This window comes from Polaromonas sp. YR568, assembly GCF_943371715.1.
Lineage (GTDB): Bacteria > Pseudomonadota > Gammaproteobacteria > Burkholderiales > Burkholderiaceae_C > Polaromonas.
Genome location: NZ_CALRVW010000026.1, coordinates 38,771 through 53,622, shown reverse-complemented (window position 1 = coordinate 53,622; position 14,852 = coordinate 38,771). Strand labels below are relative to the sequence as shown.

At 65.7% G+C, this 14,852-nt stretch carries 19 protein-coding genes; 6 read left to right on the top strand and 13 right to left on the bottom strand.

Translation table 11 applies throughout. The annotated features are described in order from the left end of the window. A partial coding sequence (locus AAG813_RS16475; RefSeq protein ID WP_341916778.1) for a hypothetical protein occupies nt 1-256 on the top strand: 256 nt, incomplete at its 5' end. Here the strand turns inward: AAG813_RS16475 and AAG813_RS16470 are convergent. Both AAG813_RS16470 and rpiA read right to left on the bottom strand, forming a co-directional pair. Continuing rightward, the gene (locus tag AAG813_RS16470) at nt 233-1,006 is read right to left on the bottom strand and encodes a FadR/GntR family transcriptional regulator (protein WP_341916775.1); all 774 of its coding nucleotides are present in this window, start codon (nt 1,004-1,006) and stop codon (nt 233-235) included. The genes AAG813_RS16475 and AAG813_RS16470 overlap by 24 nt on opposite strands. A gap of 68 nt (nt 1,007-1,074) precedes the next feature. Continuing rightward, complete coding sequence (rpiA, locus tag AAG813_RS16465; RefSeq protein ID WP_341916773.1) at nt 1,075-1,746, bottom strand: ribose-5-phosphate isomerase RpiA; 672 nt, start codon at nt 1,744-1,746, stop codon at nt 1,075-1,077. Nucleotides 1,747-2,103: 357 nt separating this feature from the next. Between rpiA and AAG813_RS16460 the strand changes: the two genes are divergently transcribed. Next, a complete protein-coding gene (locus AAG813_RS16460) occupies nt 2,104-3,156 on the top strand; it encodes a quinone-dependent dihydroorotate dehydrogenase (protein ID WP_341916771.1) in 1,053 nt (350 codons plus the stop codon). Nucleotides 3,157-3,244: 88 nt separating this feature from the next. Here AAG813_RS16460 and AAG813_RS16455 read toward each other — a convergent pair whose 3' ends face one another. From AAG813_RS16455 to AAG813_RS16445, 3 genes are all read right to left on the bottom strand, one after another. After that, a complete protein-coding gene (locus tag AAG813_RS16455) occupies nt 3,245-3,757 on the bottom strand; it encodes a helix-turn-helix transcriptional regulator (protein ID WP_341916770.1) in 513 nt (170 codons plus the stop codon). A gap of 171 nt (nt 3,758-3,928) precedes the next feature. Further along, nucleotides 3,929-4,186, bottom strand: coding sequence for a hypothetical protein (locus tag AAG813_RS16450; RefSeq protein WP_341916768.1), 258 nt, complete (start codon nt 4,184-4,186; stop codon nt 3,929-3,931). A 10-nt stretch (nt 4,187-4,196) separates the two neighbouring features. Further along, complete coding sequence (locus AAG813_RS16445) at nt 4,197-4,415, bottom strand: SlyX family protein (RefSeq protein WP_341916767.1); 219 nt, start codon at nt 4,413-4,415, stop codon at nt 4,197-4,199. Between the two features lie 125 nt (nt 4,416-4,540). Between AAG813_RS16445 and AAG813_RS16440 the strand changes: the two genes are divergently transcribed. Together AAG813_RS16440 and AAG813_RS16435 are read left to right on the top strand one after the other, a co-directional pair. Continuing rightward, nucleotides 4,541-4,954 (top strand): DUF3597 domain-containing protein, encoded by a 414-nt coding sequence (locus AAG813_RS16440; protein WP_341916765.1) that lies wholly within the window; start codon nt 4,541-4,543, stop codon nt 4,952-4,954. Between the two features lie 59 nt (nt 4,955-5,013). Further along, the gene (locus AAG813_RS16435) at nt 5,014-5,265 is read left to right on the top strand and encodes a GlsB/YeaQ/YmgE family stress response membrane protein (RefSeq protein ID WP_341916762.1); all 252 of its coding nucleotides are present in this window, start codon (nt 5,014-5,016) and stop codon (nt 5,263-5,265) included. Between the two features lie 50 nt (nt 5,266-5,315). On the opposite strand, the gene AAG813_RS16430 is transcribed toward AAG813_RS16435, so the two are convergent. The 4 genes from AAG813_RS16430 to AAG813_RS16415 form a co-directional block, all read right to left on the bottom strand. After that, a complete protein-coding gene (locus AAG813_RS16430; RefSeq protein WP_341916761.1) occupies nt 5,316-6,419 on the bottom strand; it encodes an NAD(P)/FAD-dependent oxidoreductase in 1,104 nt (367 codons plus the stop codon). A 239-nt stretch (nt 6,420-6,658) separates the two neighbouring features. Next, nucleotides 6,659-7,699: a histone deacetylase family protein gene (locus AAG813_RS16425; protein WP_341916760.1), complete on the bottom strand. Its 1,041-nt coding sequence runs from the start codon at nt 7,697-7,699 to the stop codon at nt 6,659-6,661. A gap of 40 nt (nt 7,700-7,739) precedes the next feature. Beyond that, nucleotides 7,740-8,588, bottom strand: a complete 849-nt coding sequence (locus tag AAG813_RS16420; RefSeq protein ID WP_341916758.1) for an N-formylglutamate amidohydrolase — start codon at nt 8,586-8,588, stop codon at nt 7,740-7,742. Nucleotides 8,589-8,710: 122 nt separating this feature from the next. Then, nucleotides 8,711-9,670, bottom strand: a complete 960-nt coding sequence (locus AAG813_RS16415) for a tripartite tricarboxylate transporter substrate binding protein BugE (protein ID WP_341916756.1) — start codon at nt 9,668-9,670, stop codon at nt 8,711-8,713. A 130-nt stretch (nt 9,671-9,800) separates the two neighbouring features. On the opposite strand from AAG813_RS16415, the gene AAG813_RS16410 reads away from it, so the two are divergent. Then, complete coding sequence (locus AAG813_RS16410) at nt 9,801-10,736, top strand: LysR substrate-binding domain-containing protein (protein WP_341916755.1); 936 nt, start codon at nt 9,801-9,803, stop codon at nt 10,734-10,736. 20 nt (nt 10,737-10,756) lie between these two features. On the opposite strand, the gene AAG813_RS16405 is transcribed toward AAG813_RS16410, so the two are convergent. Next, nucleotides 10,757-11,641 (bottom strand): LysR family transcriptional regulator, encoded by an 885-nt coding sequence (locus AAG813_RS16405; protein WP_341916753.1) that lies wholly within the window; start codon nt 11,639-11,641, stop codon nt 10,757-10,759. Nucleotides 11,642-11,742: 101 nt separating this feature from the next. On the opposite strand from AAG813_RS16405, the gene AAG813_RS16400 reads away from it, so the two are divergent. Further along, nucleotides 11,743-12,198, top strand: a complete 456-nt coding sequence (locus AAG813_RS16400) for a multidrug/biocide efflux PACE transporter (protein WP_341916751.1) — start codon at nt 11,743-11,745, stop codon at nt 12,196-12,198. A 13-nt stretch (nt 12,199-12,211) separates the two neighbouring features. Here AAG813_RS16400 and AAG813_RS16395 read toward each other — a convergent pair whose 3' ends face one another. The 3 genes from AAG813_RS16395 to AAG813_RS16385 form a co-directional block, all read right to left on the bottom strand. Next, nucleotides 12,212-13,039 carry a metallophosphoesterase gene (locus AAG813_RS16395; RefSeq protein WP_341916749.1) on the bottom strand — a complete coding sequence of 276 codons (828 nt, stop codon included), beginning with the start codon at nt 13,037-13,039 and terminating at the stop codon, nt 12,212-12,214. Further along, nucleotides 13,039-14,007, bottom strand: a complete 969-nt coding sequence (locus AAG813_RS16390) for a diacylglycerol kinase family protein (RefSeq protein ID WP_341916747.1) — start codon at nt 14,005-14,007, stop codon at nt 13,039-13,041. Before AAG813_RS16390 ends, AAG813_RS16395 begins: the two co-directional genes overlap by 1 nt. A 91-nt stretch (nt 14,008-14,098) precedes the next feature. Beyond that, nucleotides 14,099-14,812, bottom strand: a complete 714-nt coding sequence (locus AAG813_RS16385; protein ID WP_341916745.1) for an SIMPL domain-containing protein — start codon at nt 14,810-14,812, stop codon at nt 14,099-14,101. Nucleotides 14,813-14,852: the final 40 nt, after the last annotated feature.

The following is a 14,852-nucleotide window of genomic DNA, read 5'->3' as shown; positions in this document are numbered from 1 at the left end:
CAGCGATTGCGCCATGCCGCTGCCCATGGCACCGAGACCGATCACACCTGCTACAAGACTCATCACATTGCTCCTTCAACCCGGGTCATTTTTGAATGTTGATTTTCTGGAATCCGCTCGACGCCAGGCAGCCGAAAAGCGCTTGAATGGACGGCTTATTCATATGGTCATCATACAACTTGCATCCCATGATCCTCTTGCAGGTTTTCCCGAATCGGGCGCGGCCAACGGCTCAGTGCTGCAACGCATCGGGTAGCAGAGCGCTGGCCAGCTGCACGCCCTCCTGCTGCCAGAAAGCCGGATCGGCCTGCTCGATGCGGCGGATCGCGTTGTCCATGTGACGGGCCGCGGCCTGGCGCGCCTGCAAGGGGTCGCCGGCCTCGATCGCCTGCGCAATGGCTTCGTGTTCCTCGCGCACCTGGTCGGCAAAGTCGGCCCGGCGCGCCTCGTTGGCCCGGGTGACCCGCGTGACGCCGCGCAGGAACTGGCGCAGGTAGTCCAGCGTGCTGATCAGAAACGGGTTTTGCGCCGCGTCGGCAATCGCGCGGTGGTAGTTCACGTCTTCCTCGGCCCCGTCACCGCCTGCCTTGACCGCCTTGTCAAGCGCCGCCATGGCCTGGCGGATGCACTTGATATCGGCCGCCGTGCGGCGCTGGGCCGCCAGCGCGGCGACCTCGGCCTCCAGCGCACGGCGCACCTCGACCATCTGGATGACCGCCTGCATGGACGCAGCCGAACGGGTGTCGAAGTTCAGCGGCGCAAAGGCCGCGCGCTTCACAAACACCCCGCTGCCCTGGCGCGACTCCACCAGGCCCAGCGATTTCAGGCGCGACACAGCCTCGCGCACCACCGTGCGGCTCACCGCGAACTGCTCGACCAACGCGGCCTCGGTTGGCAGCTTGTCGCCTGCCGCCGGCCGGCCGGCGCGGATTTCGGCCGACAGGGCTTCGGCGACCTGTTCGGACAAATGAACGCCCGGGGTGATGGACTGGAAACGCTGGGTCATGGGAATCCGGGAAATTTGTCGTACAACTTTACAACATCCGGCACGCCGCTTGTGGGGCGCTTGTGGGGTTAAAACACCAGGGTCTTGACGCCGACCTCTGTGCCCAGCAGGCAGACATGCGCCTTCTGGAAGGCGAAGACCCCGACCGTCACCACCCCGGGCCACTGGTTGACCTCGGACTCGAAGGCCAGCGGCTCGGTGATCTTCAGGCCGCTCACGTCCAGGATGTGCTGCCCGTTGTCGGTGACCAGCGGCGCGCCGTTTTTCAGCCGCAGCGTGGCGCTGCCGCCCAGCGCCGCAAACTGGCGCCGGATGCGCTGCGCCGCCATCGGAATGACTTCCACCGGCACCGGATAGCCGCCCAGCGTCTGCACCAGCTTGGACTCGTCGGCAATGCAGACAAACTTGCGCGACTGGGCAGCCACGATTTTTTCGCGCGTCAGCGCCGCGCCGCCACCCTTGATCATGTAACCGGCGCGATCGATCTCGTCGGCGCCGTCGATGTAGACCGCCAGTTCCTCGACATCGGCCGCCTCGAAGACTTGGATGCCGAGGGCCTGCAGGCGTTCGGTGGAAGCCACCGAGCTGGACACCGCGCCGGCAATCGTGTCCTTGATGCCGGCCAGCGCATCAATGAACTTGTTGACGGTGGAGCCGGTGCCGACACCCACAATGCTGCCGGGTTCGACATAGGCCAGGGCGGCCTGGCCAACCAGTGTTTTGAGTTCGTCTTGGGTCATGGCGGTCCGGGAATAAAAGGGATGGGAAAGGGATGGATGGATGGGGTTTGCGACAATGCAGCCTGCCGCACAGAACAACTAGGGCCTGTTTACACTATTTATACAAGATGCGTTGCGAGTCAAAAAGGTCATGCGTGAGGCGCAAAATGCAGCCGGGCTGGAGCCCGGCAAGGCTTTGCAACGCTACGCATCGCCTTTTTGGCCGCAACCCGGAGGGAAGGTGGTGAAAACAACGCCACTCGTTGTTGCACTCCTAGCCCAGCCCGCCAGGCTGAGCGTCGTCGCGCGCCTAGATTGGCGCTGTTTTCACCACCTTCGCACTTGCATAAATAGCGTAAACAGGCCCTGAATTATCCAATGCCCCTGCTCCCCTACGCCCTCGCCCGTCCCTTTTTATTTGGTCTGGACCCGGAAACCGCCCATGAACTGACCATGGCCTCGCTGGCCGGCACGCAGCGCACGCCGCTGGCGCTGGCCTACTGCTCGGGCCGGGTGGACGATCCCCTCATCCTGGCCGGCCTGACCTTTCCCAACCGCGTCGGGCTGGCCGCCGGGCTCGACAAGAATGCGCGCTGCATCGACGGGCTGGCCGCCATGGGTTTCGGGTTTGTCGAAGTCGGCACCGTCACGCCGAAAGCGCAGCCGGGCAACCCCAAGCCGCGCATGTTCCGCCTGCCGCAGGCCAACGCGCTGATCAACCGGCTCGGCTTCAACAACGACGGGCTGGACGCTTTCATTGCCAATGTGCAGAAGTCCGGTTTTCGCAAACAGAAGGTCAAACACCCTCTGCTGTTGGGCTTGAACATCGGCAAGAATGCCGCCACGCCGATCGAGAACGCGGTGGACGACTACCTGATCTGCCTCGATGGTGTCTACCCGCATGCCGACTACGTGACCGTCAACATCTCCAGCCCCAACACGAAAAACCTGCGCGCGCTGCAAAGCGACGAGGCGCTGGACACGCTGCTGGGCCGCATTGCCGAGCGCCGCGAAACCCTCGCCGCGCAACATGGCAAACACGTGCCGATTTTTGTGAAGATCGCGCCCGATCTCGACGAGGCGCAGGTCGAGGTGATTGCCGCCACCCTGAAACGCCACGGCATGGACGGCGTGGTCGCCACCAACACCACGCTGAGCCGCGAGGCCGTCCAGGGCATGCCGCACGCCGAAGAGGCCGGTGGCCTCAGCGGTGCGCCGGTGCTGGCCGCCAGCAACCGCGTCATCAGTCAGCTGCGTGCGGCGCTCGGCAAAAGTTTTCCCATCATCGGCGTGGGCGGCATCATGAGCGGCCGGGACGCGGTCTCCAAGATCGAAGCCGGCGCCGACGTGGTGCAGATCTACACCGGGCTGATCTACAAGGGGCCCGACCTGGTGACCGAAGCGGCCCTGGCCATCAAAAAGAGCCGATAGCCCAATAGGGATGGGCGCAAGCAGATCCATTTTTTATAGCAGATCGGCACCATCACCGGCGCTTTCTGGCAGAAGGCCGTGCGGCTCTTCAGCCCGGTAACTCAGCCAGCCGCTTGGCCGCTTCGAGCTTGCCCATTTTCCGCAGGCTCGCAATCGCCGGCAGCTGGCTGGCGCGGGGACGGGTCTTGCCCTCTTCCCACTTGTAGACAGACTGCACCGACACATTAAGGAGCTTGGCGGTCGCGGCCGCGGTCAGCCCGAGCCGGCGTCGCTGCGCGGCGAGTCCCTTGGCGCTGAAGCGCAAGCCGTTGCCGGCGCCCTCTTCCGCTTCCTCGGGCGCAGACGCCTTTCTGCCGGACCTGAGGACACGGCTGAGCTGCTTTTCCAGGGCCAGCACACGCCGCTTCAGGGCGGCAATATCGCTGCGGTGTTGCGACGACGCTTTTTTCAGCGGCTGGGTTTCCGCGCGAGCGTCCTTGCGGGCAACCCGGGAAATTTCAGCTTTGAGGACAGTAGCGATATTGGGCACGTCGGGAATCTCCTTGCTGCATGGACGATGGTTTCTCCTCCGATTGTAGGAGGCCCGGATGACAAACCGCATTGTGGACCATCCCTCGGGCGTGGCAGGGACCGGCGACCGGGGATCACCGGCGGGCACACCCGTGCTACTTATTTAATAGCTGACTGTTCCCGCCCACTATGGACTGGCAACCGATATCGACCTCAATGTCGGCACCGCAGCGCCGCCTCCTGGCGGGCCTGCGCGCCCGCCTCAATCGGGCACAAACTGTTGCTTGAAGCGCAACTCGTCCTCGGGCAACTCCAGCGTGACCAGTTGTCCCATCTTGCTGTCGGTGTTGCGACAGGCCGCAAACAGGCTGGCCTTGCCCTTGAAGTTGTAGCTGTCCAGGTCGATCAGCATGTAGGGGTAAGGCACAAACACCTGGTGCAGAAAGATGCTCCGATGCCGGTTGCGCGGCGACGGGAACAGCTTGTAGTCGTCGGTGGTGATGCTTTTTGCGGTGGCCATGTGCTGTGTTTCAGTAGTGTGGCGGCAGGTCGTCGCCAGCGCGGGTCAGGGTGGCGGCGCCGGCCTCGGGCAGTTGCTGGCGCAGCTGGCTCACCTCGCGCATCAGCAGGTCGATCTGCTGCTGCTGGCGGACGATGACCTGGTTGAGCTCGTCGAGCAGGTCTTCGGCGTAACTGGCCTTGATCTCCAGGTCGGTCAGGCGTTTTTCAATCTCGGTGGCGGTTTCCATACCCTCTATTGGACACGAGTTCGCTGCACCCGCCACTTTCCTACACGCAGAGTCGCCGGCGTCCTCTGTGGCGTGCCGGCCGTCCGCGCCATCATGAATGCTTTACTTCATCGACTGGAACCACCATGAGCATTCTCAGCAAGATCTTCAGCAAAATTTTCCCGTCGGCCCACGCCGCGCCAGCCCCCACGGCTCCCTCCAGCGATGACGTCGCTGCCGCCGCAGCTGCCGCCGGAGCGGCCAGAGCAGGCGCTGCCACCGCCGCACCAGCCCCGATGGCGCAGGTCGACGTGGAAGCGCTGCTCAACGACATGGCGCAGAAAAACCCGGAAAAGCTCAACTGGAAAACCTCCATTGTTGACCTGATGAAGCTGCTGAACCTCGACAGCAGCCTGGGCGAGCGCAAGGAACTGGCGAAAGAACTGGGTTACACCGGCGACACCAGCGACAGCGCGACCATGAACATCTGGCTGCACCGCCAGGTCATGAACAAGCTGGCCGCCAACGGCGGCACCGTGCCGGCCGACCTGCGGGACTGAGCGGACCTTCCGCGCCAGCCCTTCCCTTCTTCCACCTCTAATTTCTGAAATACACACTCATGGGCATTCTCTGGACCATTCTTATCGGCTTTATCGTTGGCCTGGTCGCCAAATTCCTGATGCCCGGGCGTGACCCGTCCGGTTTCATCATCACGGTGCTGATCGGTATCGTCGGTTCGGTCCTGGCCAGCTACCTGGGCGGTGCCTTGGGCCTGTACCAGGTCGGCGAGTCCGCCGGTTTCATCGCGGCCGTGCTGGGCGCCATGCTGCTGCTGTTCATCTACCGCATGGTGACCGGCAAACGCGGCTAACCCCTCGCAATCAAAATAAGCTGCAGCGCCCGTGTACCGGGCGTGTGCAGCTATTTTTTTGGGAGCAATCCGCTGACATGGCGGCCGATCGCCAGCGAACTGGTCAGGCCCGGCGACTCGATGCCGAACAGGTTGACCAGGCCAGCCACCCCGTGTTCGGCCGGCCCCTGGATCAGGAAGTCCCTGGCGGGTTGGTCGGGCGCCTGGATCTTGGGCCTTATGCCGGCATAACCGGCCAGCAGCGCACCATCGGGCAGGCCCGGCCAGTACTTGCGCACCTCGGCGTAAAACGCGTCGCCGCGGCGCGGGTCCACCACCAGATCGTCGGGCGAGTCAACCCACTGCACGTCGGGGCCGAACTTGGCCTGGCCGCCGAGGTCCAGCGTCAGGTGCACGCCCAGCCCTGCGGCCTCGGGCACCGGGTAAATCAGGCGGCTGAACGGCGAACGGCCCGACAGCGTGAAGTAGTTGCCCTTGGCGTAGTGGCTGGGCGGCACATGCCGCGCGTCCAGCCCGTCAAAGCGACGGGCCAGCGTCTGTGCGTGCAGGCCGGCGGCATTGACCACGCTTTGCGCCGCCAGTTCGGTGCCGTCTTCTGCGACCAGAACCATCGCTGATGGCGCACAGTGCGCGCGGGCCAGCGGCGCATTGAGCACCACCATGCCGCCGGCGTTCTCGAGGTCGCCCTGCAGCGCCAGCATCAGCGCGTGGCTGTCCACAATGCCGGTGCTCGGCGACAACACGGCCGCCACGCAATCCAGCTCGGGCTCCAGCGCCTGCGCCTGCTCGCGTGTCAGCAGCACCAGGTCGTGTACCCCGTTGGCGGCGGCCTTGGCGATGATGGCCTGCAGCTGGGGAATCTGCGAGGCATGGGTGGCGACGATCAGCTTGCCGCAGCGGCTGTGGGCTATGCCGCGCTGCGCGCAATAGTCATACAGCAGCGCCTTGCCCTCCACACACAGCCGCGCCTTGAGCGAGCCCTGCGGATAATAAATGCCGGCGTGGATCACCTCGCTGTTGCGCGAGCTGGTGCCGGTGCCGATGGCGTCCGCCGCTTCCAGCACCATCACCTCGCGCCCCTGCAGCGCCAGCGCACGGGCCACGGCCAGGCCGACCACACCCGCGCCTATCACCACCACATCCACGCTGTCCATGAACCTAGAAACCGCAGTTGAACGCGCCCGAGTGGGCCGTCATGGGGTGGGCTGGCAAGGCGCGACAACGCTGCGGGCAGATGCCCGCGAGGAGGAGCAACGCCGCCAGCGCGCCCCAGGGCGGCTCAATCGGGTGCGTAGCGCTGTCACCCCAATGGCGACGGTTTTTGTGTCTGAAAAAGTAAGTGTTCATGCGGTTTAGCCAGCGAGAAGCAAGCGATCAACTGTGGATTCTAGGTTCAATGCTCCTGTTCAAAACCGTCGATGACCTGGACCGCGTTGGTGCCCAGCGCTTCGGCCGCGTAACCGCCTTCGAGCACAAACACCGTCGGCACACCGAGCGCGGCAATGCGCCGGCCGAGACGGCCGAAGTCGGCCGCCTGCAGCGCAAAGGTCGAGATCGGGTCATCGGCGAAGGTATCCAGCCCCAGCGACACCACCAGCGCCTGCGCGCCGTGCTGCGTGATGCGAAGGCACGCCTGCTCCAGCGCCGCGAACCAGGCGTCGACCGACGCGCCCGCGGGCAGCGGCAGATTCAGGTTGAAGCCCAGGCCGGCGCCCTCGCCCGTCTCATCGGCATGGCCGAGGTAAAACGGGTACTCGGTCAGCGGGTCGCCGTGCAGACTGACAAACAACACGTCGGCGCGATCGTAAAAAATGCTTTGCGTGCCGTTGCCATGGTGGTAGTCCACATCAAGCACGGCCACGCGCTCGGCACCGCCCTGGCGCAAAGACTGCGCCGCCACCGCGGCGTTGTTCAGGAAGCAGTAGCCGCCCATGAAATCGGCGCCGGCATGGTGGCCGGGCGGGCGGCTGCAGCAAAACACCGCGCGCGCGCCTTCAGCAATCAGCGCTGCCGCGCTGGCCGCGGCGTCCGCCCCGGCCTTGGCGGCCGCCCAGGTGCCGGCCGAGAGCGGCGAGCCGTTGTCCATCGAATACAGGCCCAGCCGTGCGGTGAAGTTGGCCGGTTCCACATCGCTGCGCAGGGTGCGCACCGGCCAGACCGACGGAAAAGGCTGGCGCGCCGGGTTGCCGAGCTCCAGGCTCAGCCAGTGGTCCCACGCGTGCTCGAGAAACGCGAGGTAACGCGCGCTGTGCACCTGCCCCAGCAGCGCGCGGCTGTCGAGATGCGGCTCGCGCAAGACGTGGCCGTGCTGCAGCAGGCGCTGCTGGACAAACGCTGCACGCGCCGGGGTTTCAAAACAGGGCACACGCTCGCCCCGGAAAAATTCGAAAGCGGGCGCATGCAGGGCGTGTTGGTCGCTGAACAGGGTGATCATGGCTCGCGATTATCCGCGAGCCCGGCCACGCTGCGCGGCACTACAGGGTGCGCGGGTCGGTGGCCAGCAGCAGGTGCACCAGCGACCGCAGGCTGGCCTTCAGGGGCACCGCCCCTTCGTGCATGTCCAGCGTCTGCTCGTCCATGTAGAGCTTGCGGTTGACTTCGAGCTGGATGCTGTGGCGCTGCTGCAGCGGCTCGCCATAACGGCGCACCAGTTCCACGCCTTTGTAGGGATGGTTGTAGGAAACGCTGTAACCCAGGCCTTCAAGGTGCGCGCACACCAGGCGGGCCAGCGGCTCGCTGGAGGTGGAACCATCGCGGTTGCCGACCACGAAGTCGGCATGCGCCTCGCCCGGGAACTCGGTCGCGTGGCTGGACGCAACGGCCGGCATCGAGTGGCAGTTCAGGTGGATGCTGTAGCCGTGGCGCTGGTGCGCGCTGTCGATGGCTTGGGCCACCGCCGCGTGGTAGGGCTCCCAGCAGCGCGCAATACGCGCCTGCACCTCGGCCACGCTGAGCTTGCGCTGGTAAATCGGCACGCCGTCGTCGGTGGTGCGCCAGACCAGGCCCTTGCCCAGACGCACCTTGCTCATCACCTTCACATCGGTGGACACGGCATCGGGCCAGGGCTCGTCAAACAGGCTGACATCGATCTCGGTCGTGTCGCGGTTGGCGTCGAGGTAGCTGCGCGGGAAAAAGGCCTCGACCCAGCCCGCGCCCAGAGCGTGGGCGAAGTCGTAGAGCTTTTCGACATGGGTGTCTTCGGCGCGGCGCAGGGTGGGCAGCGCGCAGGCGTAGGCAAAGTCGTCAGGGTAGTCGGTCCCGCTGTGGGGTGAATCGAGCACCAGGGCCGTGGTGCCGGGCAGAGAGCGGAGAAATGGGGTCATGGTTTTGATTGTGGTCCTGTCGGCACCCCTGCGGTGGCCACGCTGGCCAAGGCCACGTTGCGGCCGGGGGTGCATGGGGGCCGGCCACGGCGCGCAGGCGCTGCGGGCCGGCGCCTTCCGCTTTATTCGATGCTGATCTTTGCGAACTTCGCAATGCGCTGCATCTTGTCGATTTCCTTTTTGATCTGCGCCGCAAATTCGGCCGGCGTGGTGCCGGAGGCAAACAGCCCCTGCGCAGCCAGCTTGGTGCGCACGGCGGGCTCCTGCAGGGACTTGACCACGGCCTGCTGGACGCGATTGACCATGGCCGCCGGCGTTCCGGCGGGCGCCACCAGCCCGAACCACGACGGGTCGTTGCTGGAAAACAGCGAGAGTTCCGCGTAGGTCGGCGTGCTCGGCAGCACCTCCAGGCGTTTGTCCCAGGACACCGCGATCGCGCGCAGCTTGCCGGACTGGATGAAAGGCAGCGAGGCGGCCACCTGGTCGAAATACACCATGACCTGTCCGCCAACGACGTCGTTCAGGGCCGGGCCCGCACCGCGGTAGGGAATGTGCACCATGTAGGTGTTGGTCGTGCTCTTGAACAGTTCGCCCCACATGTGGCCGATGGTGCCGTTGCCGGGCGAGGCGTAGCTGAGCTTGCCCGGGTTGGCCTTGAGGTAGGCGACCAGTTCGGCAAAGTTCTTCACCGGCAGGGCCGCGTTGACCACCACCACACCCGGCGCCTTGACCAGTTCGGTCACGGCCACAAAGTCCTTGATCGGGTCGTAAGGCAGCTTTTTGTAGACAGCCGGGTTGACGCCGTGGGTGGACAGGGTCGCCACGCCGAGTGTCAGCCCGTCAGGCGCGGCCTTGGCCACTTCGCTCATGCCGATGGAGCCGCCGGCGCCGGCGCGGTTCTCAACAATCACGGCCATGCCCAGCGCGCGGGCCAGCGGTTCGGACAACACACGGGCGGTGATATCGGTCGCACCACCGGGAGGAAAGGGCACCACCAGGCGCAGGGGTTTGTTCGACTGCGCCCAACCCATTCCAGGGAGTACTGAAGTAGCGGCAAGTGCGATGAGGTGGCGTCTTTGCATGATGATCCTTTTCAAAATGAATTTGTGAATCCATTGTGTAGCAGGAGTGGTGCCAGACGCGCGGGGCCACCCGTGAAGTCTTCGACTGGGTTCAGTCCATTTTGGAATGAACTTGATTTAAAATCGGGCCATGAAACGCCTCCAGCCGCCGATTCACCTGCTGCGCGCCTTCACCACCACCGCGCGTTTCGGCAGCGTCTCGCGCGCCTGCGAGGCCTTGCACCTGTCGCAAAGCGCGGTCAGCAAACAGATCAGCGAGCTCGAGCAGCTCACCGGCGTGTTGCTGTTCGAGCGCATCCGCCAGCGCCTGACCCTGACGCCCGCCGGTGTGCGTTACGAGGCCGCCGTGCGTCCGGTGCTGGCGCAACTCGAAGCGGCCACACTGGAGCTGATCACCAGCGGCGACGGCGGCGGCGCCCTGCACCTGTCCACCCTGCCCACCTTCGGCGCCAAGTGGCTGATTCCGCGGCTGCCGGCCTTCCAGCGCCTGCATCCGCAGATCGAACTGCACTATGTGCCTTATGCCCAGGGCTACGACTTCCAGCGCGAAGACCTGGACTGCGCGATCCTGTTCGGCAACGGCAGCTGGCCGGGCGCCCGGGCCGACTACCTGACCGGCCGTGAAGTCGTGCTGATCGCCCCGCCGGGGCTGCCGGCGCAACCGCCGCTGCGCCAGGCGCAGGACATCACCGGCTTCACCCTGCTCCAGCATGTGAGCGTGCCGCATGCCTGGACCCACTGGTGTGCGGCGCACGGCGTCAGCGGCGTCAACACGCTGATGGGCCCGCAGCTGGACCAGTACCACAGCCTGATACGTGCGGTGCGGGCCGGCATGGGCCTGGCGCTGGTGCCGCATTGCCTGGTGCAGGACGACATCGCCGCCGGCCTGGTCGTCACGCCGCTGGACGACGGCTACAGGGACGAGATGGGTTACTACCTGTGTTACCCCGAGTCGCGCAGCCACCTAAAGCCGCTGGGCGCCTTCCGGCAGTGGCTGCTGGGTGAGGTCGGCAAGGCAGCGCCCAAGACGCTATCAAATAAAGAGCTTCCGGCGCCCGCCCGCTAAGGGCTGGGGCCTCATTTTCCTTATAGAACTGGCGATGCCGGCGCTGCCAGCATTTCCTGCAACAACCAGGTGCCGGCGCGGCCCAGCGGCCGCTGGCGCGACCAGACCGCGTCCACCGGCACCCGTTGCGGCCAGCCGCGCGCGTCCAGCTCGGTGAGCTTGCCGACGGCAAACCGCGTGACCATCCAGCGCGGAATCGCGGCCCAGCCAAAACCCAGCACCGCCATCTCCAGCAGCATCAGGTAGCTGGGCGCAGACCAGGACCGGCGCGCCGCCGGCATGACCTGGTCGGCCCGGCCCAGGTAGGTGTCCAGCCGCAGCTCGCGATGCTGCGCCAGCACCTGCGGCGTGATGTCCGCCAGGCCGGCCAGCGCATGGCCGGTGGCGACAAACAGCGCGATCTCCGACTGCTCGGCAATCGTGGCCGAACCGATGTCGGGCGGGTACGCCCCTTGGGCGCCGACCACGCCGATGTGGGCGCGCCCGGTCTGCACGAGCGACACCAGGTCGCCGTGTTCGGCGATCAGGCATTCGAACTCCAGGTCCGGAAAACGCTGCTCGAAAGCCGTCAGCATGTCCTCGAAGCGGTCCGACTGGTAGGTGTCGGACCAGACCACGCTGAGCCTGGCTTCAAGGCCGCCGCCGAGCTGGCTGGCCGACAGGTCGAGCCGGTCGCTGGCGGCCAGGATTTCCTGCACCTTGCCGAGCATCACCCGGCCATGGTCCGTCAGCGCCGGTTTGCGGCTGCTGCGGTCGAACAGGGAGAGGCCGAGGTCGATCTCGAGGTTGGCAATCGCCGTGCTCACGGTGGACTGGCTTTTGCCGAGCTTGCGCGCGGCCGCCGAAAACGAGCCCAGCGCGGCGGCTTCGGCAAAGGCGGTGAGGGCTTCAGGGGAGTGGCGCATGGTGCTTATCTATCTGTTTTGTAGATGATAGAAAACTTTAATGTATTGCAATTACCGATAAAACTACAGCCATCGACATTTCCAGCCCACCACAGTCAGCCATGAGTCTCCCGCAGAAGTCCATCAAGGAACGTTTTTTCCATGCCCTCGGTTTCGAGGTGCTGGCCATTGCCCTGTGCGCGCCGCTGGGCGCCTGGCTGCTCGGTTATTCACTGGTCCACATGGGGCTGCTGACCCTGATGATTTCGCTGATCGCTATGGCCTGGAACATGGTGTTCAATGCCGTGTTCGACCGTGCCCAGCGGCGCCTGGGGTTCAGGCGCACGCTCGGTGCGCGCGCCGTGCATTCGGTGCTGTTCGAGCTCGGCCTGATCCTGGCCGTGGTCCCGCTGGCGGCCTGGTGGCTGGACATCGGGCTGTGGCAAGCCTTTGTGCTGGACATCGGCATCGTGCTGTTTTTCCTGCCCTACACCTTTGCCTTCAACTGGACTTACGACCACCTGCGGGAAGTCGTCGTGGCCCGGCAGCTGCGCAAGAAAGCGTTGACGGCCGCCTGACGCGTCCGCAGATTCAGCGAAGCACCGCGCGGTCCGGCACCAGCTCGCTGGTGTGCGCCACTTCAAAACGCCCTGCGCCACCGGCGCTGCGGTAGTCCCAGCGTTCAAGCCGGCCTTGCAGGGCGGGGGCGGCCGGGTCGCAGAGCAGCAGGTTCACGGAGTTCGGGGCCTCGCGCCGGATGCGTGAGGACAGCGCGGTGCCGGCCTGTACGCACCAGAGGCGCCGCGGCAAGCCATCCACGCAGGAGGACAGGTCGCAGACATAAGGCAGGTGGATGTGGCCGCCCATCACGACGTCCGCGCCGGCAGCGGCCCAGGCCCGCACCGCCGGCTCCCAGCCGCGCAGGCGGTCGTGTTCATCCTCGGCGCGCAGCACATACACCGGCTGGTGCACCACCACCACGCGCAGTTGCCCGGGCGCGGCCTGGCGCAGGCGCGCGGTCACGCGCTCGATCTGCCGGGCCGATACCTCGCCGTTTTTGTGCCGCCAGCGCCGCGTGGTCTTCACCGCCGTCAGCTGCAGCCAGGCGGTGTCCAGCACCGGCTCCAGGCCGGGCCCGAAGGCCTGCAGGTAACGCGCATAGGGGGTGACCAGGCGCTGCCAGGGGTTGAACAGCGGGATGTCGTGGTTGCCGGGCAAGGACAGCATCTGCGGAATCTGCAGGCGCTCACAAAACGCCCGCGCCGCGCCAAACTGCGCCGCCGTCGCACGTTGCGTGATGTCGCCCGACAGCACCAGCACATCGGGGCGCTGCTGTCGCGCCAGCTCCACCAGCGCCTCCATCACCGGCGGCTGCGCCGTGCCGAAATGGGGGTCGGAGATCTGCAGCAGCTTGTGCATCAGGCCACTTCCACCCGGTCGGCCAGTGCGGGAACCATCAGCAGCAGGGGCTGGTCGGCCACCTCGAACACCAGCGGCGCCTGCATCCAGCAGACCTCCCCGTCGGTGGCCACCTTGACGCGCCGGCGCCCGCGCGGCGTGACGGTCAGGCGGCGAAACGAAAAGCTGTGGATGTTGTCGGCATCGCCGAGCCGCCCCAGCAGGCCGCGCAGCAGCAGGCCGAACAGCGCCAGCGTGCCGATGGGACGCACCACCACCCCGGCCAGTTGGCCGTGCACCACCGCATTGGCGTCTTTTTCGGCAATGCCCACTCGCGTGAGCTGCAGATGGTTGTTGCCGACAAACAGCGTCGGTGTGCGCAGGGCGGCCACCTGGCCGGCCGATTCGATCTGCAGGTGCAGCTGGCTGCGTGTCTGCAACATCGAGGCCATGCCCGAGACAAAAGCCACCAGGCGGCTGCGGCCGAACTGCTGCTTCCAGGCTTCCCTGTCCTCCAGCAATTGCGGGTACAGGCCCAGACTGGCATTGACCAGAAACAGCCGGCCATTGACCTGGCCGACCTGGACCGGCGACACGCTGGCGCCGACCAGGGCCCTGGCCGCCGCCTCGGTCTCCTGCGGGATCGCATGGACACGTCCGAAATAATTGAAGGTGCCCTGCGGCAACACGCCGAAGGGGCAGCCGCTGCCCAGCACGGCGCGGGCCACGGCATTGATGGTGCCGTCGCCGCCGGCAGCCACCACCACGCCACCCTGGGCCTTGGCCTGCCGGACAGCGCGGCGCGCCACCTCGTCGATCTGGTCGGGTTTGTCAACCGACAGGAACTCGAACTCACGGCCGGCCTGGGTGAACACGCGGGCCATCACGGCCTGTTCATCGTCGCTGTTGTGGTGGCCGGAGCCGGCGTTGATGACAATCAACAGGGGGCCCCGGCGCGCGGCGTCCTGCGCCAGAAAATGAACATTCATGGCCACCAGCTTAGGGGCTGGCCTGGCTTGGGTCTGTCAGGCAAACACCCTTCCCGCGGTGTCCGGTACGCCCGGATCAACTGTCAGGGCATCACTTCATCTGCACGGAGCCCGACACGTTGACCAGCACCGTGCTTTTGCCGGCTTCGACCGGAATCGCCGAATCCGACATCGCGGCCTTGGCTTCCATGGCCATCATGCGCGGACGGATCGGGCCCTGGTCATTGGCGTTGATGGCGACTTCCCGCAGCGTGTAGCTGGAAAAACCGAACCCGCGCGAGATTTCGCCGGCCTTGGCCTTGAAACGCTCGATCGCCTGCGCCTGAGCATCCCCCTCGACGCGGGCCCGGGCCTCACGGCTCAGCGCAAAACCGACGTTGCCCAGGCTCAGCGTCTGGACCTTGCCGGCCGCCGCCGTGATGCGCGCAAAGTCGCGGCCTTCCAGCACCATCTCGGTGCTGCCCTGCCAGCCGTTGATCTTGCCGTCCTTGCCATAACGCGGGTACAGGCTGAAGTTGCCGGTACGCACATCCATCAGGCCGGGCTGGGCGGTTTTCCTGGCCTCGGCCAGTGCCGATTCGAGGGCCAGCTTGAGCTGGTTTTGCACCGTGGCGGCATCGCTGCCGTCCCGGGTGGTCGTCATTGCGATGGACAGCAGGTCCTGCTGCACTTCAACGGCCGCGCTGGCTGACAGCTGTGCGACGTTTTGCAGCGGGGCATACGGTCCGGGCTGGTTCTGGGCAAACAGGCCGGTGCTTGCGGCCAGAAGCGCGCAGGCGGCAAAGAGATGGGTGGCTTTTTTCAAGGCGTCACTTTCAGTTGAATTAAAAAACGGCTGGCGCGCA